This window comes from Microvirga sp. P5_D2, assembly GCF_054049475.1.
Genome location: NZ_JBFUMH010000066.1, coordinates 1 through 26,651, shown reverse-complemented (window position 1 = coordinate 26,651; position 26,651 = coordinate 1). Strand labels below are relative to the sequence as shown.

Below are 26,651 nucleotides of genomic sequence, written 5' to 3'. Positions count from 1 at the left end.
GTACTTCGCCGGGTCGGACATGGAGTGGCCGCGATAGCGGTAGGTCTGCATCTCGAGGATGTAGGGGCCCTTACCGGAGCGGGCGTGCTCGACGGCGCGCTGGCCGGCGGCGTAAACCGCGCGGACATCCATGCCGTCCACCTGCTCGCCCGGAATGCCGAAGGACACGCCGCGCTTCGAGAAATCGGTCTGCGCGGAAGCGCGGCTGACAGCCGTGCCCATGGCGTAGCGGTTGTTCTCGATCACGTAGACCACGGGCAGCTTCCACAGCTGCGCCATGTTGAAGCTCTCGTAGACCTGGCCCTGGTTGGCAGCGCCGTCACCGAAATATGTCAGGCAGACATTGCCGTTCTCGCGATAATGGTTCGCGAAGGCGATGCCGGTACCGAGCGACACCTGCGCGCCCACGATGCCGTGGCCGCCATAGAAATGCTTCTCCTTGGAGAACATGTGCATGGAGCCGCCCTTGCCCTTCGACAGGCCGCCGCGGCGTCCCGTCAACTCGGCCATGACGCCTTTCGCGTCCATGCCGCAGGCAAGCATGTGACCGTGATCGCGATAACCCGTGATCACCTGGTCGCCGTCCTTCGTCGCCATCTGCATGCCGACGACGACAGCTTCCTGGCCGATATAGAGGTGGCAAAAACCACCGATCAAGCCCATGCCGTACATCTGGCCGGACTTCTCCTCGAAGCGCCGGATCAGCAGCATGTCACCGTAGGCTGAAAGATCCTGATCTTTATCGAATTGGGGAGAATTGAACGCAGCTCCGCGCGCGGAGCCTTTGCTGGAAGTGGACTTGTTAGCCGTGCCAGAACCGGCACGACCCGCCTTGCGGGCAGCAACAGCCATCGGGTTCCTCCGAAGGGTTTCCTCGACGAAAGTTTTAGCGCAGTCGGAATCGGAAAGCGAGGGGGCCAAATAATCTTTTGCGCTGCACAATGAATCGCGCAACGCTCTGAATCTGCGTTATTATTTCGAGTTAACAGAAATTCAGTTAAGCGGTTCTTTCGGACTATTCCGGTTAAGGCCCGGTGATGATGACCAGATCGTTGCGGTGCACACGTCCCAACATGACCCGCGCCCGCTCTTCGAGCAGATCGCGGTCGATCTGGTCACTGCGGAGCAAGGAAATGCGACGCTCCCAATCCGTGCGCTCGGTCTTCAGTGCGTCGAGTTCCTGAGTCAGTTCAGCCACTTGCGCTTCATATTTCTGCTGGGCCTCGATACCCCGCGCGCCGCTATGGGCATGATGAACGAAATAACCGACCACGGCCGCAGAGACGCTGTAGAGCATCAGCGGAATCAGGAATCGTCTCAATCGTCTGCGGATCACCATGGGGCATGTGTACACCCTGCATGGTTAAAAAGGGGTTAGGAGGTCGCCACCCTTTGTCATTCCAGGCTTCGCTGCGCGGGCCCCGGAATGACAAGCGGATAGAGCAAAAAGAAAAGGGCCGCCTTTCGGCAGCCCTTCCCTTAACTGAAATGTAGTTATCTTACGCCAGTGCCTTCAGAGCCGCGCGGCCGGCATAGATGGCCTGGGCGCCGAGCTCTTCCTCAATGCGGATGAGCTGGTTGTACTTGGCCGTCCGGTCGGAGCGGGCGAGCGAGCCGGTTTTGATCTGACCGCAATTCGTGGCGACCGCGAGATCGGCGATCGTGGAGTCTTCTGTCTCGCCCGAGCGGTGGGACATCACGGTGGTGTAGCCGGCGCGGTGGGCCATATCGACGGCGGCCAGCGTCTCTGTCAGCGAGCCGATCTGGTTCACTTTCACGAGGAGCGAGTTGGCGACGCCCTTCTTGATGCCCTGCGAGAGGCGCTCCACGTTGGTGACGAACAGGTCGTCGCCCACGAGCTGGCACTTGCCGCCGACGAGATCGGTCACGGCCTTCCAACCCTCCCAATCGTCCTCGGACATGCCGTCCTCGATGGTGGCAATCGGGTAGGCCGAAACGAGCTTTGCGAGATACTCGGCCTGCTGCTGCGGCGAGAGCTTCTGGCCCGTGCCTTCATAGACGTAAGCGCCGTTCTTGAAGAACTCGGTGGCGGCGCAATCGAGGCCGATCACCAGGTCCTTGCCGGGCTTGTAGCCGGCCTGCTCGATGGACTTCATGATGAAGTCGAGGGCAGCCTCGGCGGAGGGCAGGTTCGGTGCGAAGCCGCCCTCGTCGCCTACATTGGTGTTGTGACCGGCGTCCTTCAGGGCCTTCTTCAGGGTGTGGAATACTTCGGCGCCCATGCGCACGGCTTCCGACAGGGTCGGCGCGCCGACCGGCATGATCATGAATTCCTGGAAATCGATGGGGTTGTCCGCATGTGCGCCGCCATTGATGATGTTCATCATCGGGACCGGCAGGACGCGGGCCTGCGTGCCGCCCACATAGCGGTAGAGCGGCAGGGTCGAGGCTTCGGCCGCGGCCTTGGCGACGGCAAGCGACACGCCGAGAATGGCGTTGGCGCCGAGACGCGCCTTGTTCGGGGTGCCGTCGAGCTCGATCATGGTCTCGTCGATGGCGACCTGCTCTTCTGCGTCCATGCCGCCGATGGCATCGAGGATCTCGTTGTTCACGGCATCGATGGCCTTCAGCACACCCTTGCCGAGATAGACCGACTTGTCGCCGTCGCGCAGCTCGACCGCCTCATGCGCGCCGGTGGAGGCGCCGGAGGGGACGGCCGCGCGGCCCATGGAGCCGTCTTCCAAGGTCACATCCACCTCGACGGTGGGGTTGCCTCGGCTGTCGAGGATCTGGCGGGCGTATACGTCGATAATCGCGGTCATGAACGGGCTCCTGAAGACTGAAAGCGACCGATGCATCCCGTGCTACGGGTGCGGCCTCACGGCATGAAATGGCTTATTGACCGAAATCATGAAGCGAGCAAGGACGAGAGCAGACGATAAAGCATCGATCCAAGGTGAAATATCATGACGGAAACTCATCTCCAGCTCGGTCAGGCAAGCGCCCTGCCCCAGACGCCCGAGGAAGCGCAGCTCGACCGGGTGCCGAACCCGCACCCGGATACGGACTACCTCGCCCGCTTCACAGTACCGGAATTTACCTCGCTCTGCCCCGTGACCGGCCAGCCCGATTTCGCGATCATCGTGATCGATTACATACCGGGACCGTGGCTCGTGGAATYGAAGTCGCTAAAGCTCTACATGCACAGCTTCCGAAACCACGGCGCATTCCATGAGGATTGCACGGTGGCCATCGGCAAGCGACTGGTCGAGTTGCTTGAGCCACGCTACCTTCGCATCGGCGGTTATTGGTACCCGCGCGGCGGAATTCCCATCGACGTGTTCTGGCAGACCGGCGAATTGCCGAAGAACCTCTGGCTGCCCGACCAAGGAGTCGCGCCTTACCGCGCCCGTTGAGGCGGCGGGCGCCTCAGCACGAATGAGGCGTTCAGGCCGACCACGAGGATGACGGCGGCGGCAATCATGGTCGTGGCCGTCAGCCCGATATGGGTGAGGCCGAACCCCATGAGGACCACGCCGAGCGCCTGACCGCAGAAGAATGAGAAGGCGTGGAGCGCGACAGCCGAGGCGCGCGCTCCTGGTGCTACTTCCGTCACCTGGACCTGAAATGTGTTGTGCATCATGTAGAAGCCGAGGCCCATGATCAGGAGGGCCGCGAAATCGAGCTTCCAGTCTCCCGCCGATCCCAGGATCAGCAGGGCTATCGCGGCGAAGAATCCTCCGCCAACGAGAATGCGGCTGATGCCGAGGCGTCGGAGCATCCAGCTCACGAGAATGGAATAAATGAGGCCGCCGATGGCAAACCCTCCGATGGCGAAGCCCGCTTCCTTCGCCCCGCCGCCACCGCGTTCTTCGAGCAGCGGCGCGATATAGGGAAAGACGCTGAAGATCGCCGTCGATTCCACGAAGACGGAGCCGAAGAGAAACAGCGCGCGCGGATTGGAGAGGATGTCGCGATAGCGCAGGATCGCCGCACGCGGATCGAACCTGCCACCCGGAAGTGCGCCACGAAACCCGATCACCGTCGCGGTTAGCGCGCAAGCCATCATGATGGTGGAGAGGCCGAATACCCCGCGCCAGCCGATCCATTCCGCTAGAAGCCCCGCGAGCGACGAACCGGCGAGCTGGCCGACGATGACGGCCACAAGATAGCGGCTGAGCGCCACCTGCCGCTGTGCCATCGGCACCCGGTCGCCGATGAGCGCGATGGAGAGCGGCACGGCGCCACCGGCCGCAGCGCCTGCGATGATGCGCAGGCCGAAGAGCATTTCCGCATTGGGCGCGAAGAACGAACCCGCGAGCGCCAGGAAGAGAAGCGACAGCGCCACCTTCATCACCCGCTCCTTGCCAAGCGCATCGCCGATGGGCCCCAAGATCGGCTGGATGAAGGCGTAAGGCAGCGCGAAGGCGGCGGCTAGAAGGGCAATGGTCTGCGGCGTGGAATGCAGGTCCCTCGCGATCACCCCGACCATGGGCTCGACCGCACGAGCGGAAAAGGTGCTGGCAAAGCCGCTGACGGCAAGGATCAGGATGAGATTGCGCGAGGACATGACGCTCTGACGAAGAAGGCCGCGAATGGAGCCTTCTCACTCCATATCACGGCCTTGTCGTAAGGGGAGAGGCAGTAATGCACACCTGCCCCATCCCGAATTCATGAGCGTTGCGTCAGCCCACCCTGCCCTTGGCCAGAGCATCGAAGGCCTTCAACTGAGCGAGCAGCCCCTCCAGCTCCTTCAGCGGCACCATGTTGGGCCCGTCCGAGGGGGCCTTGTCCGGGTCCTGGTGAGTCTCGATGAAGACGCCGGCGACGCCCACGGCCACGGCCGCGCGGGCGAGAACCGGCACATATTCACGCTGGCCGCCGGAGGTCGCGCCCTTGCCGCCGGGCTGCTGCACGGAATGTGTGGCGTCGAAGATCACGGGAGCGCCTGTCTCGGCCATGATCGGCAGACTGCGCATGTCGGAAACAAGGGTGTTGTAGCCGAACGACGCGCCACGCTCGGTGAGCATGACCTTGGGGTTGCCCGAAGCCCGCACCTTCTCGGCGACGTTCGCCATGTCCCAGGGAGCCAGGAATTGGCCCTTCTTCACATTCACCACCCGGCCGGTCTTGGCGGCGGCGATGAGAAGATCGGTCTGGCGGCAGAGATAGGCAGGAATCTGGAGGATATCGACCACCTCGCCCACGAGGGCACATTGGTCGTTCTCATGCACGTCCGTGATGACGGGCAGGCCGAACTTTTCCTTCACGTCGGCGAAAACGCTAAGCGCCTTGTCGAGGCCGATCCCTCGGGCGCTGTTGATCGAGGTGCGGTTGGCCTTGTCGAAGGAGGACTTGTACACCAGCCCGAGGCCGAGCTTGCCGGTGATCTCCTTGAGCGCCGAGGCCATTTCCAGCGCGTGATCGCGGCTTTCCATGGCGCAGGGCCCAGCAATGATGCTGAGCGGCAGATGATTGCCGAAGCGGACGGAGCCAGCCTCGACGACGGCAGGGTGTTGTTTCGTATCGGTCATGCGCCGTCACCTACTCCGTTTCAGGGGAAACGGGAAGTGGTGATGTCGCCCCCAGTGTCATTCCCGGCCGAAGCGTAGCGGAGGGGAAGGGAAGCCACCCACACGCGTTGCGCGATGGATCCCCTTCCCTCGCCTGCGGCTCGCCGGGGATGACAGGAAGATTAGAACGTCATCGACGCCGCGTTGATGATGCCCGCCGAGAGCGAGGCCGCGCCCAGGAACAAGGAGGCCGCCATCTCGCCGGAGGCGATGCGCTGGGAGAGATTCGGCATCAGGATGCGCACGAGCCAGTAGACGACGATCTGCACCGCCAGGGCGACCAGACCCCAGACCAGCAGGTCGAGAATGGTCTGGGCATGGACGATGGCGCTGGCCAGAGGCAGCGCGAAGCCCACGAGGCTGAAGCCCAGCGCTGTCGCGGCCGAGATCACGTTCTGGCGGATCAGCGCGAACTCGTTGTGCATCGTCGCCAACGTGTAAAGACCGAGATACAAAGCCACCAGTGCGATGGCGATGACGAAGAAAATTACGAAGTCGAGCAAGCCCGCCAGAGAAGAAGTCACGATCAGCCCCTACGATTACTTTCTTAGATCGTTAGAGGCTCATGGTTAATTTTGCGTTGGCTCGAAGGCGATGGCGACGCCGAAGGCCGCGCTCGCAGGCACCACGAGCCGGCTGCCCACATGTTGATAGGGAATCTCGGCCGCATCGAGCCTTACCGCCTGCCGTTGAATATCCTCGATCCGCACCGCGAATCCGACGAAGGACGGCTCGTCGAGTTCCGCCTCGACGGACACATAGAGCTCGCCCGCATCGTCAGGCGTCATGACATCGAGATGAGCGCCGGACAGACGATACGAGAGATCATGGCCCGCCGGTCGGAAGGGCTCTACACCCGTGAAGGCCGACACGAATTTGCGCAGGCGATCCGGGTCGGGAGCCGTGAGCGCAACGCTCGAAAGATTCGTCGCGTGGTTGTCGTGCTTCTGGAAGGCGGGATTCCAGAAGTTCTCGGGGAAATGCTGCTGGCACACGAAGAACCCTGCCTTGGGGGCTGTCTCCAGCGATGCGAAAGCCAGCGTAAAGGCCACTTTGGTTTCGCTGCCATCGGGCTTCCTGCCCGTCCGCTCGAAGAAGAACGGCTGGAATGCGCCGATGCCCTGTTGCGAGAAGGAAGCCGCGTCCGACTTGGCGTCCTGGCTGTCCAGCACGACCATGGCCAAGCCTTCGCGTTCGAGAAGGTAATCGTGCACGAAAGCGCCGAAGCTGAACGTTCCCTGCCCATGAGGCGGGATCTTGGCTCCCTCGCCAATCGTGATCAGTTCCAGGAAAGTGCCGGGGAATTGCACCAGCCTGTTTTCCGTGCCCCAGGAATGCTTGTTGCGCGCGCCCACCTGGAACCCGAGGCGCTGATAGAACTCGGCGGCCTTGTCGAGATCACGGACAGCAATGACGAGGTGGTCGATCCGGCGGGACATCAAGCTCTTTCCTATGGCGAGACCATAGACTTAGGCACGGAGCGTGGCTTGTCCAAGGTGGATTCGCACCTCGTTATGGTCGGGATTGTGTCTGCCATGTTCGTTTACACACCCATACCCTCATCCTGAGGAGGTCGCTCAAGCGACCGTCTCGAAGGACGAGGGCGTATCCCGTGCTCTCTGGACCCTCCTTCTAGACACAGCCTATGGCTGCTCTTCAGGATGAGGCTGGCGTGTGTTGGGGATCGCCCAAAAAGAAATGGCCGGGACGAGCCCGGCCATAACGAAGGAAAATGCTTTTAAACCAGCCGGCTCTGCACGACCGCCGCGTTGATGAAGCTCTTGAAGAGCGGGTGCGGCTCGAAGGGGCGCGATTTCAGCTCAGGATGGTACTGTACGCCGATGAACCAGGGATGGTTCTCGTATTCCACGATCTCCGGCAGAACGCCGTCCGGCGATACGCCCGAGAAGCGCAGGCCCGTCTGTTCGAGCTTGTCGCGGTAGGTCATGTTGACCTCGTAGCGGTGGCGGTGGCGCTCGGAGATTTCCGTGCCGCCATAAATTTCGGCGACCTTGCTACCCGGCTTCAGGGAAGCCTGATAAGCGCCGAGGCGCATGGTGCCGCCGAGATCGCCGCCAGTGGCGCGCTTCTCGAGCTCGTTGCCGCGCAGCCACTCGGTCATAAGGCCGACGACGGGCTCCGAGGTCGGACCGAACTCGGTGGAGCTTGCTTTCTCGATGCCGGCGAGAGAACGGGCCGCTTCGATCACGGCCATCTGCATGCCGAAGCAGATGCCGAAATACGGTACCTTGCGCTCGCGGGCGAAGCGGGCCGCGCGGATCTTGCCCTCTGCGCCACGCTGGCCAAAGCCGCCCGGCACCATGATGCCGTGGATGCCCTCGAGGAACGGGGCCGGATCCTCGTGCTCGAAGACCTCGCTCTCGATCCACTCGAGGTTCACCTTTACCTGGTTGGCGATGCCGCCATGGTGGAGCGCTTCGATAAGCGACTTATAGGCGTCCTTCAGGCCGGTATACTTGCCGACAACGGCGATATTGACCTCGCCCTCGGGGTTGTGAACCCGCTCGGAGATGCCCGTCCAGCGACTCAGATCCGGCGTCTTCGCCGTATCGAGGCCGAAGGCCGCGAGAACCTCGCTGTCGAGCCCAGCCTCGTGATAGGCCAGCGGCACGTCGTAGATCGAACGCGCGTCGCGCGCCTCGATGACCGCCGTCTCGCGCACGTTGCAGAACAGGGCGAGCTTGCGGCGCTCGTCCTTCGGGATCTCGCGATCCGTGCGACAGAGCAGGATGTCRGGCTGGATRCCGATGGAGCGMAGYTCYKYCACYGAGTGCTGSGTSGGCTTGGTCTTCAGCTCGCCGGCGGAGGGAATGAACGGCAGCAGCGTCAGGTGGACATAGATCGCCTGACCGCGCGGCAGGTCGTTGCCGAGCTGGCGGATCGCCTCGAAGAAGGGAAGGCCTTCGATATCGCCGACCGTGCCGCCGATCTCGACCAGAACGAAGTCGAAGCCCTCGTTGCCGGTGAGCACGAAGTCCTTGATGGCGTTCGTGACATGCGGAATCACCTGGATCGTGGCACCGAGATAGTCGCCACGCCGCTCCTTGGTGATGATGTCGAGATAGATCCGGCCCGTGGTGATGTTGTCGGCCTTGGTGGCCGGAACACCCGTGAAGCGCTCGTAATGGCCCAGATCCAGGTCGGTCTCGGCACCGTCGTCGGTCACGAAGACCTCGCCGTGCTGATAGGGGCTCATCGTCCCCGGATCGACGTTGAGATATGGGTCGAGCTTGCGAAGCCTGACCTTGTAGCCGCGAGCCTGGAGAAGCGCTCCCAAGGCGGCCGAAGCCAGACCCTTGCCGAGCGAAGACACCACGCCGCCGGTGATAAATACGTACCGCGTCATGGACCCCTATCCATTAATAAGGAGCGCCGATTCGCAATGCGCGAATCGTGCAACTCCGAAACCATCCACAAAAGAAGAGGGCCGGAAGGTCCGGCCCTGCTGCTGAGCTTATTGCTGAGGCGCTGCGGGCGCCGGCGCAGGAGCGCCAGGAGCAGGAACGCCGGGAGCCGGTGTGGCCGGAGCCGCCGGCTGATCGCCCTGAAGACGCTGCAGCTGCTCGAGCACGCTGCCGCCCTGCGGGGCCACTGGAGCCTGCCCTGCGGGAGCTGCCGGAGCGGCACCATCGAGAATCGAGCGCGGAGCGCGTCCGGTCGTCGCGACGACGGCCAGCGCGATGCTCGTCAGGAAGAACAGGCCGGCGAGAATCGCCGTCGTGCGGGTCAGCGCATTGGCTTGCCCGCGTCCGGTCATGAAACCGGAAACGCCGCCACCGCCGCTGCCTCCAAGGCCCATGCCGCCGCCCTCGGAGCGCTGCAGAAGGACCACCCCGATCAGGGCAAGCACGATGATCAGGTGAACTATGATGAGAACTGTTTGCATTGATCCAAAGCCTCAAGCGGCCGCGCCATGAAGGCGTCAGCCGCTCGCAATTCGTTCGTTGGGGCGGGCTGTAGCATAGGTGGGCGCAGGATCAAAGACCCGCAAGGGCGCTTTTGTTGTTGAAGCGCTCCCCTCTCGTTCCGGGCTCGTCTGGGTGCCTGGAATGACAACGGATGCGTACTTTAACCCAAATAAGCCCCGGCGATTGCTAGGAAATCGGCGGCCACGAGACTTGCGCCTCCGACCAGGGCACCGTTCACGTTGTCCACCGCCATCAGCTCGGCAGCGTTGGAAGGCTTCACCGAGCCACCATAGAGAATGCGAACCTTGGCGTGGTCGGCCTTGCCCACGAGGCGCTTCAGTTCCTCGCGGATGGCGGCGTGAACCTCGGCGACATCGGCCACGGTCGGGGTCAGGCCCGTGCCGATGGCCCAGACTGGCTCATAAGCAACCACGAGGTTGCCGCTGTTCGAATCGACCGGGATCGAGCCGCGCAGCTGCTTGCGCACCACGGCGAGGGTTTTGCCCGATTCCCGCTCCTCGCGGGTTTCGCCTACGCATACGATAGCCGTAAGGCCTGTCCGGTGGGCGGCGACCGCCTTGGCGCATACATCGGCGTCCTTTTCCCGGTGGTACTGGCGGCGCTCGGAATGGCCGACGAGAACGTAGGTGGCGCCTGCATCGGCCAGCATCTCGGCGGAAATGTCGCCCGTGTAGGCGCCCGATTCCTTGGCGTGGCAATCCTGGCCGCCGATGGCGATGCGGGAGCCGACGGCGCTATTGGCGAGGGCGCCGATCAGGGTGGCCGGCGGGCAAACGGCCAGGTCCACCTTGGCTTTCAGGCCCGGCGTGTAACCGGCATGAACCTCGTCCAGCACCCTGGCGGACGACTTCAAACCGTTCATTTTCCAGTTTCCCGCCACCAGCGGGCGCGGCCTATCGACGCTCATTTTCTCACTCCCGTCACGCTTGATAACTTGGCAGTAGCAGAGGCTTGATGCCTCTTTCAACCTGACTTGCCCTTTTCCCCGGGCCTTTGATGGGCTATCGCCCTGTTTAACAGTTTCTCGAAAGACGGGTTCACGATGCTTCGGAACATGCGCAAGGCTGGGCAGACCCTGGTCGGCAAATCCATCGCCACCATCTTTTTCGGCGCTTTGATCGTCAGCTTCGCGATCTGGGGCATCGGCGACATCTTCCGCGCCACACCCGCCTCGACGGTGGCCGAGGTCGGCGATACCAAGATCACCATCGATCAGGTCCGCGCCGCCTATACCAACCAGCTCCAGCAGCTCACCCGCCGGTTCGGCACGGTGATCAGCCCCGAGCAGGCCCGCTCCATCGGCCTCGACCAGCAGGTGGTCAACAACCTCGTGACCGAGGCCGTGATGGCCGAGCAGGCCCGCAAGCTCGGCCTTTCCGTCTCGGATCAGTTGGTGGCCCGCTCCATTATGGACAACCCGGCCTTCCGCGGCTCGGACGGACAGTTCAACCGCGCTCTCTTCGATCAGGCCCTGCGCAATGCCGGCCTGTCCGAGGCCGGTTTCGTGCAGGAGCAGCGCCAGTCCATGGCCCGCCTGCACCTCGCTCAAGGACTCGCCGGCGACGTGACCGTGCCGGCTGCGGCCCGCGAGGCCATGCACCGCTACGTGAGCGAGCGGCGCAATGCATCCTATCTCGTTCTGAACTCCGCTCTCGCCGGGGACATCCCCGCCGCCACACCGGAGCAGCTCACGAGCTTCTACAACGAGCGCAAGGGCACCTACCGCGCCCCCGAATACCGCGCGGTCTCCGTGCTGGTTCTCGACGCGGGCGCCATCGCTAAGCCTGATACGGTCTCCGACGCCGATGCCCGCCAGCGCTATGAGCAGCAGAAGGCCCGCTACGGCCAGCCCGAGCGCCGCACCATCCAGCAGATTCCCTTCACAGCCCTGCCGGACGCGGAAGCCGCCGCCGCCAAGATCAAGGAAGGCGCGAGTTTCGAATCCGTCGCGGCCGAGCGCGGCGTTGCAGCCTCCGGCCTCGAACTCGGCACCTTCGCCAAGGCTGAGATGCTCGACGCAGCCGTGGCCGAGGCAGCCTTCGCCCTCGAACTCAACGGCGTGAGCGCACCGGTCGTGGGTCGTTTCGGACCGGTGGTGATCCGCGTCACACAGATCCAGCCCGAGGCCGTGCGTCCCTTCGAGGAATTGGCCGCCGAGATTCGCCAGGAAGTCGCGAAGGAGCGTGCGAAGGGTGAGATCGAGAAGATCCACGACGAGATCGAGGATCTGCGCGCGGGCGCGAAGCCCCTTGCCGACATCGCCAAGGAAAAGAACCTGACCCTCGTGCAGCTTCCCGCCGTCGATGCGAGCGGCCTCGACAAGGCCGGCGCCCCGGTCAGTCTCGCCAACAAGGATGCCGTCGTGAAGGCTGCCTTCGCGTCCGATATCGGCGTCGACAACGAAGCCCTGCGCGCGGGTGATGGCGGCTATACCTGGTACGACGTGACCGGTATCGAGCCTTCCCGCGAGAAGACCCTCGACGAGGTACGCGATCAGGTTGCCGCCCAATGGCGCGAGGACCAGATCGCCCAGCGCCTGTCCGAGAAGGCGCGCGAACTGACCGAGCGTCTCGATAAGGGTGAGGCCATCGAGGCCGTTGCCCAGTCGGTGAACGCGCAGGCGAAGAATGTCGCCGATCTCGCCCRCAACGCGGCGAAGGACGATCTCTCGGCGGAGGCCGTAAACCGCATCTTCGCGACACCGGTCGGCAAGGCCGGAAACGCGCCGAGCGCCGCCGACAGCCGTGCCGTGTTCAAAGTGACAGGCGCGACAGTGCCGCCCATGAATACCACCACGCAGGAAGCGCAGAGCATCGACAACCAACTGCGCAACGGCATGGGCGACGACCTGATCGGCGAGTACATCACCCAGGCCCGCCAGGATCTGGGCGTCGTCATCCACCAGCAGGCCGTGCGTCAGGCGACGGGCGGCGAACTCTAAGCCATGAGCATCGCGCCCGACTTCGAGACTTTTGCGCAGGCCTACGACGCTGGCGAGGCGGGCGTTCTACGCGCCACCCTCGTCGGCGATCTCCTCACTCCGGTAGCTTCCTTCATCAAGCTGCGGCATCAGCGGAAGGGCTCGGCCTTCCTGCTGGAATCGGTGGAGGGCGGAGCAACGCGAGGCCGTTTCTCGATGATCGGCCTCGATCCCGATCTCGTCTGGCGCTGCCAGGACGGCGTGGCGTCCATCGACCGCAACGCGCTCACGCGCGAGGGGCTGTTCAAGACGGAAGGGCTTGCGCCGCTGGAGAGCCTGCGCGCGCAGATCAAGGAAAGCGCCCTGCCCCTGTCCGATGATCTTCCGCCCATGGCGGCGGGTCTCTTCGGCTATCTGGGCTACGACATGGTGCGGCAGATGGAGCGTCTGCCCGAGCCGAATACCGACGTGCTGAAGGTGCCGGATGCCATCCTCATCCGCCCCACCGTCATGGTGGTGTTCGATGCGGTGAAGGACGAAATCTCGCTCATCACGCCGGTGCGTCCACAGGCCGGCGTTTCCGCCAAAGCCGCCTATGAAACAGCGCTCGCCCGCCTCGACGAGGTGACCGGCGCGCTGGAGCGTCCGCTGCCCATCGAGGATCGCAGCGACCCGACCAAGATCGATTTCGAACCGCCGGTGTCGAACACCACGCCGGAAGAGTTTACCGAGATGGTCGCCAAGGCGAAGGAATACATCCGCGCAGGCGATATTTTCCAGGTGGTGCTCTCGCAGCGTTTCGAATCCGCGTTTCCCCTGCCCGCCTTCGCGCTCTACCGTTCGCTCCGCCGGGTCAATCCCGCGCCGTTTCTTTGCTATCTCGACTTCGAGGATTTCCAGATCGTCTGCTCCTCGCCGGAGATTCTGGTGCGGATGCGCGACGGCAAGGTCACGATCCGTCCCATCGCCGGAACGCGCCCGCGCGGCGCCACCGCCGCCGAGGACCGCGCCCATGCGGAGAGCCTGCTCGCCGACCAGAAGGAGCGCGCGGAGCACCTCATGCTGCTCGATCTCGGGCGCAACGATGTGGGCCGCGTGGCGGAAATGGGCTCCGTGCAGGTCACGGATTCCTTCTTCCTCGAATATTACAGCCAGGTGATGCACATCGTCTCGAACGTGGAAGGCAGGCTCGACCCAAGCTTCGACGCGCTCGATGCCTTGGTCGCGGGCTTCCCGGCAGGCACCGTCTCAGGCGCGCCCAAGGTTCGGGCGATGCAGATCATCGACGAGCTAGAAAGGGACAAGCGCGGGCCTTACGCGGGCTGCATCGGCTATTTCGGCGCGAACGGCGAGATGGATACCTGTATCGTGCTGCGCACAGCCTTGGTGAAGGACGGGCGCATGGCCGTCCAGGCGGGCGCGGGCATCGTCTACGATTCCGATCCGGCCTCCGAGCAGCAGGAATGCATCAACAAGTCCAAGGCCCTGTTCCGGGCGGCCGAAGAGGCCGTGCGGTTCGCGAGCCAGGCGAGGATCGGCCAATGATGCGTCTCTTGACCCTGCCCATCCCTTGCGCGAACGTCGGTGCGCTATGACCCGTGTGCTCGTGATCGACAATTACGACAGTTTCACCTGGAATCTGGTGCATCTGCTCGGCCCGTTAGCTACCTCAGTGGATGTGGTTCGCAACGACGCGATCACCACCGATGAGGTTTTGTCGTCCAAGCCCGACGCCATCGTGCTCTCACCTGGCCCATGCTCTCCGAACGAGGCCGGCATCTGCCTCGATCTGGTAAAGCGCGCGTCGCCCGAGATCCCCACCTTCGGCGTCTGCCTCGGCCTCCAGACCATCGGACAGGCTTTCGGCGGCACCGTCTCCCGCGCTCCTCTGCCGATGCACGGCAAGGTCTCGGAAGTCGAGCATCAGGGTCAGGCCGTGTTTCGCGGCATCAACGGCCCCTTCAAGGCCACCCGCTATCATTCGCTGATCGTCGACCGGGAAACCTGCCCGAATGACCTCCTCGTGACGGCGGAAACCGCCGATGGCCTCGTGATGGGCCTGTCCCACCGCGCGCTGCCGATCCACGGGGTGCAGTTCCATCCCGAGAGCATCCTGTCGGAACACGGGGTGACGATCATGAAGAACTTCTTCGAGCTGGCCGCCGACTGGAACGCCAAGCGCTCGGCAAACGCCGCTCCATCAGGACACTGAGACAATGGAATCCTTCAAGTCCTACCTCGCCAAGGTCGCCACCGGCGCTTCGCTCAGCCGGGACGAAGCGCGCGCGGCCTTCGACGACCTGCTCTCAGGTGAGGTGACGCACGCCCAGGGCGGCGCGTTCCTGATGGCGCTCAGGGTACGCGGTGAGGCGCTTGAGGAGATCATCGGCGCGGTCGCCGCCATGCGAGGCCGCATGCTGACGGTCACCGCCCCGGACAACGCCGTCGATATCGTCGGCACCGGCGGCGATCATTCCGGCAGCTACAATATCTCGACGCTCGCTTCGATCATCGTCGCCTCCTGCGGCGTGCCGGTAGCGAAACACGGCAATCGCGCGGCATCCTCGAAATCCGGCACGGCGGACGTGCTCGCCGCCCTCGGCGTAAAGCTCGGCCTCACGCCCGAGGGCCTGGAAAGCTGCCTGAAGGATGCGGGCCTGTGCTTCATGTTCGCCCAGACGCATCACGCCGCCATGCGCCATGTGGCGCCGGTGCGCGTGGAACTCGGCACGCGCACGATTTTCAATCTCCTCGGCCCGCTTTCGAATCCTGCCGGCGTCAAGCGTCAGCTTCTCGGCGTGTTTTCCGAGGCTTGGCTCGATCCGTTGACTCTGGTTCTGAAGGAACTCGGCTCCAAGAAGCTGTGGGTCGTCCACGGTTCCGACGGTCTCGACGAAATGACAACGACGGGACCGACCTTCGTCTCCGCGCTTGAGAACGGCACGATCCGCCGCTTCACCGTGACGCCGGAGGAAGTCGGCCTGCCCGTCTCCAAGCTCGAAGACCTGAAGGGCGGCGACCCGGAGCACAATGCGAAGCAGCTGCGCGCGGTTCTCGACGGAGCCCGCACCGCCTATCGCGACGTGTCTCTGCTCAATGCAGCGGCCGCCCTCGTGATCGCGGATGAAGCCGCCAATCTTCGCGACGGTCTGGAACGCGCAACGCAGGCGCTCGACAGCGGCGCCTCGAAGGCGATGCTCGACCGTCTCATCCAGGTGTCGAACACCTGCGCAAGCCTCTGACGGAGAGCGCCACCATGAGCGATGTTCTCAGCCGGATCGAAGCCTACAAGCGCAAGGAGATCGAGGCCGCGAAAGCCGCCATCCCGCCCGCCGAGATGGAGCGCCGCGCGCGCGCTGCAGCGCCTGCGCGCGGTTTCGCGAAAGCCATTGAGCAGCACTTGTCGGAAGGCCGCCCCGCGCTGATCGCCGAGGTGAAGAAGGCAAGCCCGTCGAAGGGCCTGATCCGTGCCGATTTCGATCCGCCGAGCCTCGCGAAAGCCTATGCCGATGGCGGTGCAACCTGCCTGTCGGTTCTGACAGACGAGCCATCCTTCCAGGGCAAGCCCGAATATCTTGCGCAGGCGCGCGATGCCTCCGGCCTGCCGGCTTTGCGCAAGGATTTCCTGTTCGAGCCGTATCAGGTTTATGAGGCGCGCGCCTGGGGTGCCGACTGCATCCTCGTCATCATGGCGAGCGTCACGGACGATGAAGCCCGCGCGCTGATCGACACGGCGCATGATCTCGGCATGGATGTGCTGGTCGAAGTGCATGACCGCGCCGAGCTGGAGCGCGCGATTCCGCTCGGCACGAAGCTGATTGGCATCAACAACCGCAACCTTCGGACCTTCGAAGTGTCGCTGTCGGTCAGCGAGGAGCTGGCGCCGCTCATTCCTGCGGACCGCATCATCGTTGGCGAGAGCGGCATCTTCACGGTTGAAGACATCGAGCGCCTGACCAAGGTCAACATCCGCACCTTCCTCGTGGGCGAGAGCCTGATGCGGCAGGCGGATGTGGCGAGCGCCACGCGCAAGCTTCTCTTCGGCGAGGCCGCATGACGATTCTCACGCATCTCGACGCGAAGGGTGAGGCCAACATGGTCGACGTCTCGGAAAAGAGCGTCACCAGCCGCACAGCGATTGCCGAAGGATGCGTGGTGATGCTGCCGGAAACGGTGGCCCTGATCCGCCAGGGCGATGCCAAAAAAGGGGACGTGCTCGGCACTGCGCGGCTTGCTGGCATCATGGCTTCCAAACGCACGCATGAGCTGATCCCGCTCTGCCATCCGCTCCTGATTTCTAAGGTGAAGGTGGATTGCGCCCTCGACGACACGCTGCCCGGCGTGCGCGTGACGGCGGAGGTCAAAGTGTCGGGCCAGACCGGCGTCGAGATGGAAGCGCTCACCGCCGTGTCCATCGCATGTCTGACGATCTACGACATGGTGAAGGCCGCCGACAAAGGCATGCGCATCGAGAACGTGAGGCTTCGCCTGAAGAGCGGCGGCCGTTCAGGATTGTACGAGGCGCCATGAACTTGATCCCGGTCGAAGATGCCTTGCGCCGTGTGCTGGCAAGCGTCGACAAGCCGGTAGAGATCGAGCATGTGCCCCTCGCCGCTTGCGCAGGCCGCGCATTGGCCGAGGACGTAAGCGCCCTTCGCGATCAACCGCCCTTCCCGGCGTCCGCCATGGATGGCTATGCGCTTCGCAGCGTCGATACGGAACATGTGCCCGCAACGTTTCAGGTGATCGGCACGAGCGCGGCAGGGCAGCGATTTTCCGGCAATATCGGGCCGCAGCAGGCCGTGCGCATCTTCACTGGCGCGCCCTTGCCGAACGGTGCCGATACGATTGTCATTCAGGAGGATACCGAGCGAACGGGCGATCAGGTGATCGTCAAGGAACGCCTGCGCCACGGCCAGCATATTCGAAAAGCCGGCCTCGATTTCGCGGCAGGCGATGTGCTCCTTCAGGCCGGCCTCCGTCTCGACTCTCGCCATATCGCCCTTGCGGCCGCCATGGGCCATGGAAGACTGCCCGTGCGGCGTAAGCCCCGCGTAGCCATTCTCGCCACCGGTGACGAGCTGGTGCGCGCAGGCGAGCCCGCAGGCCCCGACCAGATCACCGCATCGAGCCTGCCCGCGACCGCCTTGATGGTGGAGAAGGCAGGCGCCGAAGCCGTCGATCTCGGCATCGCCCGCGATACGCTCGAATCCCTGGAGGAGCGCATTCAGGCCGCGCGCGATGCGAAAGCGGATATCCTCGTGACGCTTGGCGGCGCTTCCGTCGGTGAACACGACCTCGTGCAAAAGGCCCTTCAGCGCCAGGGCATGGAACTCGGCTTCTGGCGTGTGGCCCTGAGGCCCGGCAAGCCACTGATGCATGGAAAACTTGGAGACATGCTGTTGCTAGCCCTTCCCGGCAATCCGGTCTCCTCTCTCGTCTGCGCCGTCCTATTCCTGATCCCTGCGATTCGCGCGCTCTTGGTCGATGCCATGCCGGATCAAGACCCGACCGAGACCGCTATTCTCGGTGCGGACCTACCCGCCAACGGCCCAAGGCAGGATTACATGCGCGCTTCCCTAGCTTCGCAAGAATTCGAGATTGCCCTGACGCAGAGGACGGAGCGGATGCCGCTTCCCGTGGTCACGCCACACCTGATCCAGGATTCGTCCATGCTCAGCATTCTGGAGCGCTCGGAGGCTCTTCTCGTTAGACCCCCTCATGCTCCGGCGGCGCAAGCGGGAGAGCCTTGCCAGATTATCCGGCTGGCGAAATTCTGCTGAAAACGGCCATTTCCAGCGGAAAATTCGCCAATGACGTCACTGCTGAATGGGGCTTATACTCGTCCTTGATCACAAAATTGCCGTTCAGCTTAAGCGTACACTTGCAGAACACAGCAAGAACGACTACCCTGTTCTTGCTTTGTTTTCAGAATCGCTCCTTCTCGGGAGCAGTAAGGGTCTGTCATGCTCACGCGCAAGCAGCACGAATTGCTCCGCTTCATCCATGAGCGGCTGCGTGAAACCGGGGTTCCGCCGTCCTTCGACGAGATGAAGGACGCGCTCGATCTCAAGTCGAAATCCGGCATTCACCGCCTCATCACAGCGCTTGAGGAGCGCGGCTTCATCCGACGCCTGCCCAACCGCGCCCGCGCGCTCGAGGTGATCCGCCTGCCCGAATCCGTCGGAGCAGTCGCCGGCCAGCGCCGCTTCACGCCGAGCGTGGTCGAAGGCGGTCTCGCCGGTAAGACCAAGGCCCCGGCGCAAGCAACGCCCGACCCGCGCGACCGCGAAATGTCGATCCCGGTCATGGGCCGGATCGCCGCTGGTACGCCGATCTCCGCGATCCAGACCCGCAGTCATTCAATCACCCTGTCGGGCGACTTCCTCGCCCAGGGCGATCACTTTGCTCTCGAAGTGCGTGGCGACTCGATGGTGGAAGCCGGCATTCTCGACGGCGACCTCGTGGTGATCCGCAGGCAGGACAACGCCAATACGGGCGACATCATCGTGGCGCTCATTGACGACGAGGAAGCGACCCTCAAGCGCTTCCGCCGTCGTGGCTCGTCCATCGCGCTGGAGGCCGCCAACCAAGCCTATGAGACCCGCGTTCTCGGCCCCGACCGGGTCAAGATCCAGGGCAAGCTCGTCAGCCTGGTTCGTCGCTACTGATCTCTTCCTCAGGAAGATCCTGCTCAGGAACAGGCCGCGCTGGACGTGGGTGCTCCTGAGCAGTTGTTTTTTGAGCGTCGGCTCCAGCGGTTTTTGCACCGGGCCAGATATGAGCCTCGCGCCCCTTCTTCACCGAGCGTATTTCGGTGGCGTCAGCCCCGAGCCGGACCGCAATCGCTCCGCGCTCGTTCAAGGACGTGCGGTCTATGACAAGAGCTGCGTCGCATGACGACGGAGCTTGCAGCTTCGAGATGATGATCGCTGCGCGTCGGCAATCCTCCTCGAACGCCGAAAACTCCTGCACGAACGCGACGGCACGATGCGCGTTGGTCTCCACCACACAGCCTAGCCTGTCGCAACGCGCAGATTGCTTCAACGTCGCGTCATCAGCGTTTCGCGCATCGCCATCCGCGCGCAGCCACTGCTCGGCGACGAAGCCGGATGGTTTTCCGACGAGCGTCAATTCTCCACGCACATTACGAATGGCAGCGCCTGCGCCCTCGCGGTCCACATAGATGTCGTAACGATCAGGCGATGCCGCGAAGGCGATGCCGACACCGGCGGGCACGAGCGCCAACCACCGCAAGGCAGATGCCGGAATGGTCAGCACCAGCAGTCCGAGGCTTAAAGAAGCCAAAGCGGCGATGCCCAATGCGGGCACGATCACGGTCGAGCCGCTGAAGGCACCGACCCAGGCGGAGACCTCCAGCACCTTCGCCACGGCCAGTCCCATCACCTGCCATACGGGACCATCGAGACCGAACGGATAAGCCAGCACGCCGAGCACCGCTGCCGGCATCACCACCAGGGACACCAGCGGCAGAGCGAGCGCATTGCCGATGAGGCCGTAGGGATTGAGGCTCTGGAAATGGTAGGCCGCGAACGGCGCTGTCGCGATGCTGGCGACAAGCGTCGTGGTCACGAGACCGAGGGCTGACCTTCCGGCCCAGACCATCACTTTCTCGATCAGCGTTGCGGGTACGCTGTCTTCTTTCGGCCGATGCGTCAGCGGAACGAGCGCCATCATCGCAGCGACCGCGCCGAAGGACATCTGGAAGCTTGGGCCCAGCAGCGCCTCGGGCTCGCGAGCAAGCACGATGAAGGCCGCGATGGAGAGATTGCGGATGCTCAAGGCCGGGCGATCCGTCAGCACCGCGCCGAACATCACGAGCGTCATGATGAGCGAGCGCTCGGTTGCCACATCCGAGCCGGAGAAGATGCAATAAGCCGTGCCGCCGGCCATGGCCGCAACAGCGGCGATCTTCTTCACCGGCCAGAGCAACGCGAGCCCTGGCACCAGTGCCAGCAGCGACCGCACGAGCCAGAAAAACGTGCCGGCCGCGAGCACCATGTGAAGGCCGGAAATAGAAACGATGTGGTAAATTCCGGCCGAGCGCAGCACCTCGTTCGTCGGCTCACCGATCAGCCCGCGCTTGCCGGTGACCAAAGCCGCGCCGACACCGCCCGCAGCCCCGCCGATGGCGGATGCGATGCGCTGGGTTAGGGCGTTGCGCGCTTCATCCACAGATGCCGCGAGACGCAATCTCCAATCCGGCAGTGCGGGAGGATCGAGCAGCCGAACCGCTCCCGTGAACGAGCCGACCGCGCCGATGCCCTTGTAATACGCGTCCCGCGCGAAGTCGTAGCCGCCGGGCCAAGCGGCCTGAGGCGGCGGCAGAAGGCGGGCATTGCCGCTAATGAATTGTCCCGGGGAAAGATGATCCCCTTTGCGGATGGTGACGCGCACTCGTTCGGGTCGTTCGCTGTCAGCCACCCCCTGCAGACTCGTTACCTTGAGGAGAATCCGCTTGCCTGTCTCCCTGTCCTCGACCGCCTCGATGAAACCCGTCACCGAAGCAATCGTGAGCTTCGTCAGCACCGGCGCGGCGACGCTGCGGGAGCGGATGACGCCCGCCGAGAAACCGGCAAACAGTGCGGCCAGTGCCACGAAGGCGCAAAGGGCCGCAAGGTTGTGCCGCAGCAGCACCGCGCCCGCGCAACAGAGCCCCAATGCGCCGAGCGGTGCCCATAGGGCCGGCTGGCCTTCCGCCTGGAAGAACAGAAGGATGCCGAGCCCGAAGCACACCGCGATCCAGGGAAACAGCCGCCGCTGCTCGATCTCGCGCGCCACCTGCCGCGAGAGCCAGCCCTGCCAGTCCATGAACCGCCAATCGGGGGCGAGACCCACCGGGCGCGGCAACGCGAGCGCCCGCGCTTGCGCGCGCGGGGTCCGGTTGGAGGCCTCTTTGTTGTCTTCGGTCATGGGTTCGGCTTAACGCGGGGTCGGTTGCATGCTAGACGACCGCACTCAACGGCCCAAATCACCCTGTGGATGAGCTGTGGGCATCGCGGATTGGCCGCCAAGCCGCGTGATTTCAAGATCTTATGAAGGTTCCTGCGATGAGTGTCGTCACCCGCTTCGCCCCCTCGCCGACCGGCTTCCTGCATATCGGCGGAGGCCGCACGGCCCTTTTCAATTGGCTCTATGCCAAGCGGCACGGCGGCAAGATGCTGCTGCGCATCGAGGATACCGACCGGGAACGCTCCACGGACGCGGCCATCGAGGCCATTATCGACGGTCTGAAATGGCTTGGCCTCGAATGGGACGGCGACGTGGTCTACCAGTTCGCCCGGGCCGCCCGTCACCGGGAGGTGGCGGAGACCCTGTTGGCCCAGGGCCGCGCCTATTACTGCTATGCGTCCCAGCAGGAGCTGGAGGAGATGCGTGAGACCGCCCGCAAGGAGGGCCGCCCCTCTCGCTATGACGGCCGCTGGCGCGACCGCGACGCTTCCGAGGCCCCCAAGGACGTGAAGCCAGTGATCCGCCTGAAGGCCCCGACCGAGGGCGAGACGGTGGTCGAGGACGAGGTGCAGGGCCGCGTTGTGTGGCAGAACAAGGATCTCGATGATCTCGTTCTCCTGCGCTCGGACGGCACGCCAACCTACATGCTCGCCGTCGTGGTGGACGATCACGACATGGGCATCACCCATGTGATCCGCGGCGACGATCATCTGACCAATGCCGCCCGCCAGACGCAGATCTATCAGGCCATGGGCTGGGATGTGCCGACGATGGCCCATGTACCGCTTATCCATGGATCGGACGGTGCCAAGCTCTCCAAGCGTCACGGCGCTCTCGGCGTCGAGGCCTATCGCAGCCTGGGCTACCTGCCCCTCGCCCTGCGCAACTATCTCGTGCGCCTCGGCTGGAGCCATGGCGACCAGGAGATCTTCTCTACGCAAGAGATGATCGATGCTTTCGACCTGAAAAACATCGGCCGTTCCCCCGCGCGATTCGACTTCGCCAAGCTCGAAAACCTCAACGGCCACTACATGCGCCAGACGGGTGACGAGGAGCTTGTGCAGGCCATCGAAACCATCCTTCCGGAGATCGGCGCTGAGCGCGGCCTCGGCCACACGTTCCCTCCGGCTATGCGGGAGAAGCTCATCGCCGCCATGCCGGGCCTGAAGGAGCGTGCCAAGAACCTCGTGGAGCTTCTGGACAGCGCCTATTACCTCTATGCCCAACGTCCCCTGAAGCTGGACGAGAAGGCGGCGAGCCTGCTTGCGGACGGACAATCACGCCTTACCGGAATCATCGAGAAGCTCCAGGCGGTCTCGGACTGGTCGGCTCAAAGCGTCGAGGCCGTCATTCGCGAACACGCGGATGCAATCGGCGCAAAGCTCGGCCAGGTTGCGCAGCCCCTTCGCGCGGCCCTGACCGGCCGCGCCACCTCCCCCGGCCTCTTCGATGTCATGGCTGTGCTGGGCAAGGATGAAACCCTGTTGCGGCTTCAGGATAAGCTGAAGGATGCGCCTGCTGCATAGCGCGCGCACCAGCCTTTAGATGTGCTTGCTGCGACCCTACGGATAAGCTACGGAAAACCCCATTCTCCCCCGACCGGCTGACCTCGGTCCCGCAGTCCTGAACGGAGGCCCCTCCTCCGTAACCCCGGCTGCACTAGGTTATGCCCGGCCTCCTGCTGAAAGGTCGAAGACCCATGAGTTCCAACTCCACACTCTCAGTCGACAACAAGGCCGTGGACCTGGCGGTGAAAGAGGGCACCATCGGCCCGAGCGTCATCGACATTTCGAAGCTGTACGGCCAGACCGGGATGTTCACCTACGACCCCGGCTTCACCTCGACCGCCTCCTGCGAGTCGAAGATTACCTATATCGACGGTGACGAGGGCRTTCTGCTCTATCGCGGCTACCCCATCGACCAGCTCGCCGAGCATGGCGACTTCCTCGAGACCTGCTATCTGCTGCTCTACGGAGAGCTGCCGACCGCCGCTCAGAAGGCCGATTTCGACTACCGCGTCACGCGCCACACCATGGTGCATGACCAGATGAACCGGTTCTTCACCGGCTTCCGCCGCGACGCGCACCCCATGGCCATCATGGTGGCCTGCGTCGGCGCGCTCTCGGCCTTCTATCACGACTCCACCGACATCTCCGATCCGCATCAGCGCATGGTCGCTTCCATGCGCATGATCGCGAAGATGCCGACGCTCGCCGCCATGGCCTACAAATACCATGTGGGCCAGCCCTTCGTGTATCCGCAGAACGACCTGGACTACACCTCGAACTTCCTGCGCATGTGCTTCGCCGTGCYGGCCGAAGAATACAAGGTGAACCCGGTGCTCTCGCGTGCGCTGGACCGGATCTTCATCCTCCACGCCGATCACGAGCAGAACGCCTCGACCTCGACGGTGCGCCTTGCCGGTTCGTCCGGCGCGAACCCCTTCGCCTGCATCGCGGCCGGCATCGCCTGCCTCTGGGGCCCTGCCCACGGCGGCGCCAATGAGGCCGCCCTCAAGATGCTGGAAGAGATCGGTACGCCCGACAAGATTCCGATGTACATCGCCAAGGCGAAGGACAAGAACGATCCGTTCCGCCTCATGGGCTTCGGYCACCGGGTCTACAAGAACTACGACCCGCGTGCCCGCATCATGCAGAAGACCACGCACGAAGTGCTCAGCGAACTCGGCATCAAGGACGATCCGCTCCTCGACGTCGCCATGGAGCTCGAGCAGATCGCGCTGAAGGACGATTATTTCGTCGAGAAGAAGCTCTATCCGAACATCGACTTCTATTCGGGCATCACCCTGAAGGCGATGGGCTTCCCCACCTCCATGTTCACGGTGCTCTTCGCGCTCGCCCGCACGGTCGGCTGGATCGCCCAGTGGAGCGAGATGATCGAAGACCCGTCCCAGCGCATCGGCCGCCCGCGCCAGCTCTACACCGGCTCGCCGGAGCGTCCCTACATCGTCGAGACACGCCGCGGATGATCAAGCCCCCATCCTTCAGCAGGACTATCGAGTGATGACGCAGTGGGGCTACACCTTCGGGGATGGCAAGGCCGATGGCCTTCCGCCGCAGACTCCTTGCACTGAGGTGACGGTCACCCGTAGCTGAGTGTTAAGTGCCGAAGCGACTGGAGAAATGGAGGAATGCAATGGACGTGAACGCAGACATCTTGCTGAAGGCATAGTTCGAAAAATGGTCGATCATCGAGATGAGGAATGGATAGAGATCGAGGATGACGGATTTGTCGGTTTTGTCGGTCCGATCTTCCATAAGCCTTTCGACAAAGGAATTGGCCGCTTTCGGTTCATAGGAGAAGCTAAACACAAGAACCGCAACGGCTTCATACACGGCGGCATGTTGATGACCTTTGCTGATCGCGCCCTTGGAATGACAGCGAGGCAAGGTCTATCGCGTTCTCAAGCGACAGTTCAACTCGATGTGCACTTCGTTCGTCCTGCAATGATCAGCAAACCCATTGATATGGAGTGTCGTATTCTGCGGCAAACGGCCAGTCTCATTTTTATGGACGGCACGATCACCTCTGATAGCGAAGTGGTCGCTACCGCTCGTGGAGTGTGGAAGACAATCAAAGCCTAAGAGGCTGGTAAGGAGTTGTTTTTTGGCTTTGCGTGCGCGTCAACGCAGCAAGATGTAGCTTCTAGCGAGGTAGGGCATCATCTTGCTTGTCCCAGCTCCACGAGAATGGCTGGTGGGAACCTAAAGAACCCCGACCGAGGTTGAGGTTGAGAGGAGCAGGATATGTCGGGCACGTCCCACAACCCAAACGCGCAGGATATCGAGGATATCGCGCGTCTTATGACTCGTGTTGTTGATGTTGGGATCAGTCAGCGTCAAGCTGAAGAGTTAATTGATGAGATGTCGCAACTCCTGTGGGCTATAAGCGATCTTGACCCTGATGCTGAACGCACTCTGAAACACTCAGGCAAGTTTGCAGATCTTGTCACTCAGGTTACTAAGTAGAACTGAATCTCGCCAAGATCGGCTAGCACTGGAAGGCTCTGCTGGCAGTCACCATCCCGGCGCAGCTCGGCAGCTACCGGCGGTTTATCCAGCTGCTGGGTAACCGCTCCATCACCGAGTTCAACTATCGCTACTTCAATTCCCGTGCCGCTCAGATCTTCGTGGGCGTGCAGCTCTCGGAAGGCGATCCGGAAAAAGTGGCCTGCCCCGAGTGTGTGATCCGAGTGTGACGTTAATTCAGCGTTGGTCTGGATGCCAGCTTGGAAGCCGAGCCCGAGACCTCTGGTGCAGGCGGCCGGTAGCCCAAGGATGAGTGCGGGCGCACCGTAGAGGCTGGTGAGCAATTATCTTTCCTTTCGCGTGAGGCGGCGCAGCAGGATGCGGCTCATGGCGAGATAGAGCAGCATCTCGCCGGTCTCGATCAGGCGTTCGTAGTCCTTGGCGAGCCGCCGGTTGGTGGTGAGCCAACCGATGGTCCGCTCGACAACCCACCTGCGCGCGAGCACCTGGAAACCGCTCGGGCGCGTCGGCGGCTCTGCGTCAGCCCGCATCCAGGTTCCGCCGCTCCACCAATGCTGCGGGATGGATAATCTCCAGCTCAGGGCCTTCTGGAGCCAGTCTTTCAGCCCACGATAAGCGGTGTCGGCCCACATCAGCTCGATCGCTGGAAAGAGATGCTGCAGCCCCTCCAACAGGAGTTCGGCTCCGGCGCGATCGTGGAGGTCGGCGGGCTGCACGCTGTTCTTCAGCAGATTGCCTTGCGTATCAACCAGAAGATGGCGCTTGCGGCCCTTGATCTTCTTGCCGCCGTCGTACCCACGCGGCCCACCCATCTCGGTGGTCTTGACCGATTGGCTGTCGATGATCGCCGCACTCGGTTGAGGAGACCGGCCGATCGCACGGCGGTAGCTCTCCCGCAGAGCCTGATTCACGTGCTCCCAGGTGCCATCCTCACGCCACTGGGCGTAGTGGTAAAAGACGGTGCACCGCGGAGGATACTCGTGCGGCAGCAGCCGCCATTGGACTCCGGTGCGCAGCAGGTAGAAGATCGCATCGACGATGCGCCGCAACGGGTAGGTCTGCCGCCGCCCGGCTGGATGGCTGCGGGGGACAAGGGGCGCGAGCAACGCCCATTCGGCATCAGTAAGATCGCTGGCGTAGGAACAGACATCCATGGTGGGGCTCCTGGATCATCAAACAGCCCGCATCCGCTTCAGCGGCCCAGCGTAGAACCTATTCTGAATCAACGGCTTGCCCCGAGCAATAAAATTGCTCACCAGCCTCT

Annotated in this window: 26 protein-coding genes; 13 read left to right on the top strand and 13 right to left on the bottom strand. The window is 63.2% G+C overall.

Features of this window, described 5'->3' with window-relative positions:
• The 3 genes from pdhA to eno form a co-directional block, all read right to left on the bottom strand.
• Window positions 1-852 (bottom strand): pyruvate dehydrogenase (acetyl-transferring) E1 component subunit alpha (gene pdhA, locus ACXJKO_RS17230; protein ID WP_457092317.1); only part of this gene is annotated, 852 nt, incomplete at its 3' end.
• Window positions 853-1,024: 172 nt separating this feature from the next.
• On the bottom strand, window positions 1,025-1,339 hold the full coding sequence (locus ACXJKO_RS17225) for an FtsB family cell division protein (protein ID WP_457092316.1): 315 nt from the start codon (window positions 1,337-1,339) through the stop codon (window positions 1,025-1,027).
• 160 nt (window positions 1,340-1,499) lie between these two features.
• A complete protein-coding gene (gene eno / locus ACXJKO_RS17220) occupies window positions 1,500-2,783 on the bottom strand; it encodes a phosphopyruvate hydratase (RefSeq protein WP_457092315.1) in 1,284 nt (427 codons plus the stop codon).
• Window positions 2,784-2,927: 144 nt separating this feature from the next.
• On the opposite strand from eno, the gene queF reads away from it, so the two are divergent.
• The gene (gene queF, locus ACXJKO_RS17215) at window positions 2,928-3,377 is read left to right on the top strand and encodes a preQ(1) synthase (RefSeq protein WP_457092314.1); all 450 of its coding nucleotides are present in this window, start codon (window positions 2,928-2,930) and stop codon (window positions 3,375-3,377) included.
• On the opposite strand, the gene ACXJKO_RS17210 is transcribed toward queF, so the two are convergent.
• The 7 genes from ACXJKO_RS17210 to tpiA all read right to left on the bottom strand — a co-directional run bounded on the left by ACXJKO_RS17210 (window position 3,362) and on the right by tpiA (window position 10,391).
• Entirely contained in the window at window positions 3,362-4,531 is a 1,170-nt protein-coding gene (locus ACXJKO_RS17210; RefSeq protein WP_457092313.1) for an MFS transporter, read from the bottom strand. The genes queF and ACXJKO_RS17210 overlap by 16 nt on opposite strands.
• A 115-nt stretch (window positions 4,532-4,646) precedes the next feature.
• Window positions 4,647-5,495 carry a 3-deoxy-8-phosphooctulonate synthase gene (gene kdsA / locus ACXJKO_RS17205; protein WP_457092312.1) on the bottom strand — a complete coding sequence of 283 codons (849 nt, stop codon included), beginning with the start codon at window positions 5,493-5,495 and terminating at the stop codon, window positions 4,647-4,649.
• A 161-nt stretch (window positions 5,496-5,656) separates the two neighbouring features.
• On the bottom strand, window positions 5,657-6,058 hold the full coding sequence (locus ACXJKO_RS17200) for a DUF350 domain-containing protein (protein ID WP_457092311.1): 402 nt from the start codon (window positions 6,056-6,058) through the stop codon (window positions 5,657-5,659).
• 45 nt (window positions 6,059-6,103) lie between these two features.
• Window positions 6,104-6,973, bottom strand: coding sequence for a VOC family protein (locus ACXJKO_RS17195; protein WP_457092310.1), 870 nt, complete (start codon window positions 6,971-6,973; stop codon window positions 6,104-6,106).
• A 299-nt stretch (window positions 6,974-7,272) separates the two neighbouring features.
• Window positions 7,273-8,901, bottom strand: a complete 1,629-nt coding sequence (locus tag ACXJKO_RS17190; RefSeq protein WP_457092309.1) for a CTP synthase — start codon at window positions 8,899-8,901, stop codon at window positions 7,273-7,275.
• A gap of 108 nt (window positions 8,902-9,009) precedes the next feature.
• A complete protein-coding gene (gene secG, locus ACXJKO_RS17185) occupies window positions 9,010-9,441 on the bottom strand; it encodes a preprotein translocase subunit SecG (protein WP_457092308.1) in 432 nt (143 codons plus the stop codon).
• A gap of 182 nt (window positions 9,442-9,623) precedes the next feature.
• Entirely contained in the window at window positions 9,624-10,391 is a 768-nt protein-coding gene (gene tpiA / locus ACXJKO_RS17180; protein ID WP_457092307.1) for a triose-phosphate isomerase, read from the bottom strand.
• 147 nt (window positions 10,392-10,538) lie between these two features.
• Between tpiA and ACXJKO_RS17175 the strand changes: the two genes are divergently transcribed.
• The 8 genes from ACXJKO_RS17175 to lexA all read left to right on the top strand — a co-directional run bounded on the left by ACXJKO_RS17175 (window position 10,539) and on the right by lexA (window position 19,075).
• Window positions 10,539-12,425, top strand: a complete 1,887-nt coding sequence (locus tag ACXJKO_RS17175; protein ID WP_457092306.1) for a SurA N-terminal domain-containing protein — start codon at window positions 10,539-10,541, stop codon at window positions 12,423-12,425.
• A 3-nt stretch (window positions 12,426-12,428) separates the two neighbouring features.
• Complete coding sequence (gene trpE / locus ACXJKO_RS17170; RefSeq protein WP_457092305.1) at window positions 12,429-13,949, top strand: anthranilate synthase component I; 1,521 nt, start codon at window positions 12,429-12,431, stop codon at window positions 13,947-13,949.
• Between the two features lie 46 nt (window positions 13,950-13,995).
• Entirely contained in the window at window positions 13,996-14,616 is a 621-nt protein-coding gene (locus ACXJKO_RS17165) for an anthranilate synthase component II (RefSeq protein WP_457092304.1), read from the top strand.
• A 4-nt stretch (window positions 14,617-14,620) separates the two neighbouring features.
• Window positions 14,621-15,646 carry an anthranilate phosphoribosyltransferase gene (trpD, locus tag ACXJKO_RS17160; RefSeq protein WP_457092303.1) on the top strand — a complete coding sequence of 342 codons (1,026 nt, stop codon included), beginning with the start codon at window positions 14,621-14,623 and terminating at the stop codon, window positions 15,644-15,646.
• A gap of 14 nt (window positions 15,647-15,660) precedes the next feature.
• Window positions 15,661-16,461 (top strand): indole-3-glycerol phosphate synthase TrpC, encoded by an 801-nt coding sequence (trpC, locus tag ACXJKO_RS17155; protein ID WP_457092302.1) that lies wholly within the window; start codon window positions 15,661-15,663, stop codon window positions 16,459-16,461.
• Window positions 16,458-16,934 carry a cyclic pyranopterin monophosphate synthase MoaC gene (gene moaC, locus ACXJKO_RS17150; protein WP_457092301.1) on the top strand — a complete coding sequence of 159 codons (477 nt, stop codon included), beginning with the start codon at window positions 16,458-16,460 and terminating at the stop codon, window positions 16,932-16,934. The genes trpC and moaC overlap by 4 nt, the downstream gene beginning before the upstream one ends.
• Window positions 16,931-18,187: a molybdopterin molybdotransferase MoeA gene (locus ACXJKO_RS17145; protein WP_457092300.1), complete on the top strand. Its 1,257-nt coding sequence runs from the start codon at window positions 16,931-16,933 to the stop codon at window positions 18,185-18,187. The genes moaC and ACXJKO_RS17145 overlap by 4 nt, the downstream gene beginning before the upstream one ends.
• 183 nt (window positions 18,188-18,370) lie before the next feature.
• The gene (lexA, locus tag ACXJKO_RS17140; RefSeq protein WP_457092299.1) at window positions 18,371-19,075 is read left to right on the top strand and encodes a transcriptional repressor LexA; all 705 of its coding nucleotides are present in this window, start codon (window positions 18,371-18,373) and stop codon (window positions 19,073-19,075) included.
• On the opposite strand, the gene ACXJKO_RS17135 is transcribed toward lexA, so the two are convergent.
• Window positions 19,053-21,338 carry a ComEC/Rec2 family competence protein gene (locus tag ACXJKO_RS17135; RefSeq protein WP_457092298.1) on the bottom strand — a complete coding sequence of 762 codons (2,286 nt, stop codon included), beginning with the start codon at window positions 21,336-21,338 and terminating at the stop codon, window positions 19,053-19,055. The genes lexA and ACXJKO_RS17135 overlap by 23 nt on opposite strands.
• Window positions 21,339-21,475: 137 nt before the next feature.
• Between ACXJKO_RS17135 and gltX the strand changes: the two genes are divergently transcribed.
• The 4 genes from gltX to ACXJKO_RS17115 all read left to right on the top strand — a co-directional run bounded on the left by gltX (window position 21,476) and on the right by ACXJKO_RS17115 (window position 25,366).
• Window positions 21,476-22,903 carry a glutamate--tRNA ligase gene (gene gltX, locus ACXJKO_RS17130; protein WP_457092297.1) on the top strand — a complete coding sequence of 476 codons (1,428 nt, stop codon included), beginning with the start codon at window positions 21,476-21,478 and terminating at the stop codon, window positions 22,901-22,903.
• A 173-nt stretch (window positions 22,904-23,076) separates the two neighbouring features.
• Window positions 23,077-24,366, top strand: a complete 1,290-nt coding sequence (gene gltA, locus ACXJKO_RS17125) for a citrate synthase (RefSeq protein WP_457092296.1) — start codon at window positions 23,077-23,079, stop codon at window positions 24,364-24,366.
• Window positions 24,367-24,577: 211 nt separating this feature from the next.
• Window positions 24,578-24,982, top strand: a complete 405-nt coding sequence (locus tag ACXJKO_RS17120) for a PaaI family thioesterase (RefSeq protein ID WP_457092295.1) — start codon at window positions 24,578-24,580, stop codon at window positions 24,980-24,982.
• A gap of 162 nt (window positions 24,983-25,144) precedes the next feature.
• On the top strand, window positions 25,145-25,366 hold the full coding sequence (locus ACXJKO_RS17115) for a hypothetical protein (protein WP_457092294.1): 222 nt from the start codon (window positions 25,145-25,147) through the stop codon (window positions 25,364-25,366).
• On the opposite strand, the gene ACXJKO_RS17110 is transcribed toward ACXJKO_RS17115, so the two are convergent.
• Both ACXJKO_RS17110 and ACXJKO_RS17105 read right to left on the bottom strand, forming a co-directional pair.
• Entirely contained in the window at window positions 25,351-25,710 is a 360-nt protein-coding gene (locus ACXJKO_RS17110) for a hypothetical protein (protein ID WP_457092293.1), read from the bottom strand. The genes ACXJKO_RS17115 and ACXJKO_RS17110 overlap by 16 nt on opposite strands.
• Entirely contained in the window at window positions 25,711-26,541 is an 831-nt protein-coding gene (locus ACXJKO_RS17105; RefSeq protein ID WP_457092292.1) for an IS5 family transposase, read from the bottom strand.
• Window positions 26,542-26,651 lie beyond the last annotated feature (110 nt).

What these genes read in the sequence shown, in the direction of transcription:
- ACXJKO_RS17225 (WP_457092316.1), bottom strand. Translation starts at nt 1,339, where the DNA reads ATGGTGATCCGCAGACGATTGAGACGATTCCTGATTCCGCTGATGCTC.
- eno (WP_457092315.1), bottom strand. Translation starts at nt 2,783, where the DNA reads ATGACCGCGATTATCGACGTATACGCCCGCCAGATCCTCGACAGCCGA.
- ACXJKO_RS17210 (WP_457092313.1), bottom strand. Translation starts at nt 4,531, where the DNA reads ATGTCCTCGCGCAATCTCATCCTGATCCTTGCCGTCAGCGGCTTTGCC.
- kdsA (WP_457092312.1), bottom strand. Translation starts at nt 5,495, where the DNA reads ATGACCGATACGAAACAACACCCTGCCGTCGTCGAGGCTGGCTCCGTC.
- ACXJKO_RS17195 (WP_457092310.1), bottom strand. Translation starts at nt 6,973, where the DNA reads ATGTCCCGCCGGATCGACCACCTCGTCATTGCTGTCCGTGATCTCGAC.
- secG (WP_457092308.1), bottom strand. Translation starts at nt 9,441, where the DNA reads ATGCAAACAGTTCTCATCATAGTTCACCTGATCATCGTGCTTGCCCTG.
- tpiA (WP_457092307.1), bottom strand. Translation starts at nt 10,391, where the DNA reads ATGAGCGTCGATAGGCCGCGCCCGCTGGTGGCGGGAAACTGGAAAATG.
- trpE (WP_457092305.1), top strand. Translation starts at nt 12,429, where the DNA reads ATGAGCATCGCGCCCGACTTCGAGACTTTTGCGCAGGCCTACGACGCT.
- ACXJKO_RS17165 (WP_457092304.1), top strand. Translation starts at nt 13,996, where the DNA reads ATGACCCGTGTGCTCGTGATCGACAATTACGACAGTTTCACCTGGAAT.
- trpD (WP_457092303.1), top strand. Translation starts at nt 14,621, where the DNA reads ATGGAATCCTTCAAGTCCTACCTCGCCAAGGTCGCCACCGGCGCTTCG.
- trpC (WP_457092302.1), top strand. Translation starts at nt 15,661, where the DNA reads ATGAGCGATGTTCTCAGCCGGATCGAAGCCTACAAGCGCAAGGAGATC.
- moaC (WP_457092301.1), top strand. Translation starts at nt 16,458, where the DNA reads ATGACGATTCTCACGCATCTCGACGCGAAGGGTGAGGCCAACATGGTC.
- ACXJKO_RS17145 (WP_457092300.1), top strand. Translation starts at nt 16,931, where the DNA reads ATGAACTTGATCCCGGTCGAAGATGCCTTGCGCCGTGTGCTGGCAAGC.
- lexA (WP_457092299.1), top strand. Translation starts at nt 18,371, where the DNA reads ATGCTCACGCGCAAGCAGCACGAATTGCTCCGCTTCATCCATGAGCGG.
- ACXJKO_RS17135 (WP_457092298.1), bottom strand. Translation starts at nt 21,338, where the DNA reads ATGACCGAAGACAACAAAGAGGCCTCCAACCGGACCCCGCGCGCGCAA.
- gltX (WP_457092297.1), top strand. Translation starts at nt 21,476, where the DNA reads ATGAGTGTCGTCACCCGCTTCGCCCCCTCGCCGACCGGCTTCCTGCAT.
- ACXJKO_RS17120 (WP_457092295.1), top strand. Translation starts at nt 24,578, where the DNA reads ATGGTCGATCATCGAGATGAGGAATGGATAGAGATCGAGGATGACGGA.
- ACXJKO_RS17115 (WP_457092294.1), top strand. Translation starts at nt 25,145, where the DNA reads ATGTCGGGCACGTCCCACAACCCAAACGCGCAGGATATCGAGGATATC.
- ACXJKO_RS17105 (WP_457092292.1), bottom strand. Translation starts at nt 26,541, where the DNA reads ATGGATGTCTGTTCCTACGCCAGCGATCTTACTGATGCCGAATGGGCG.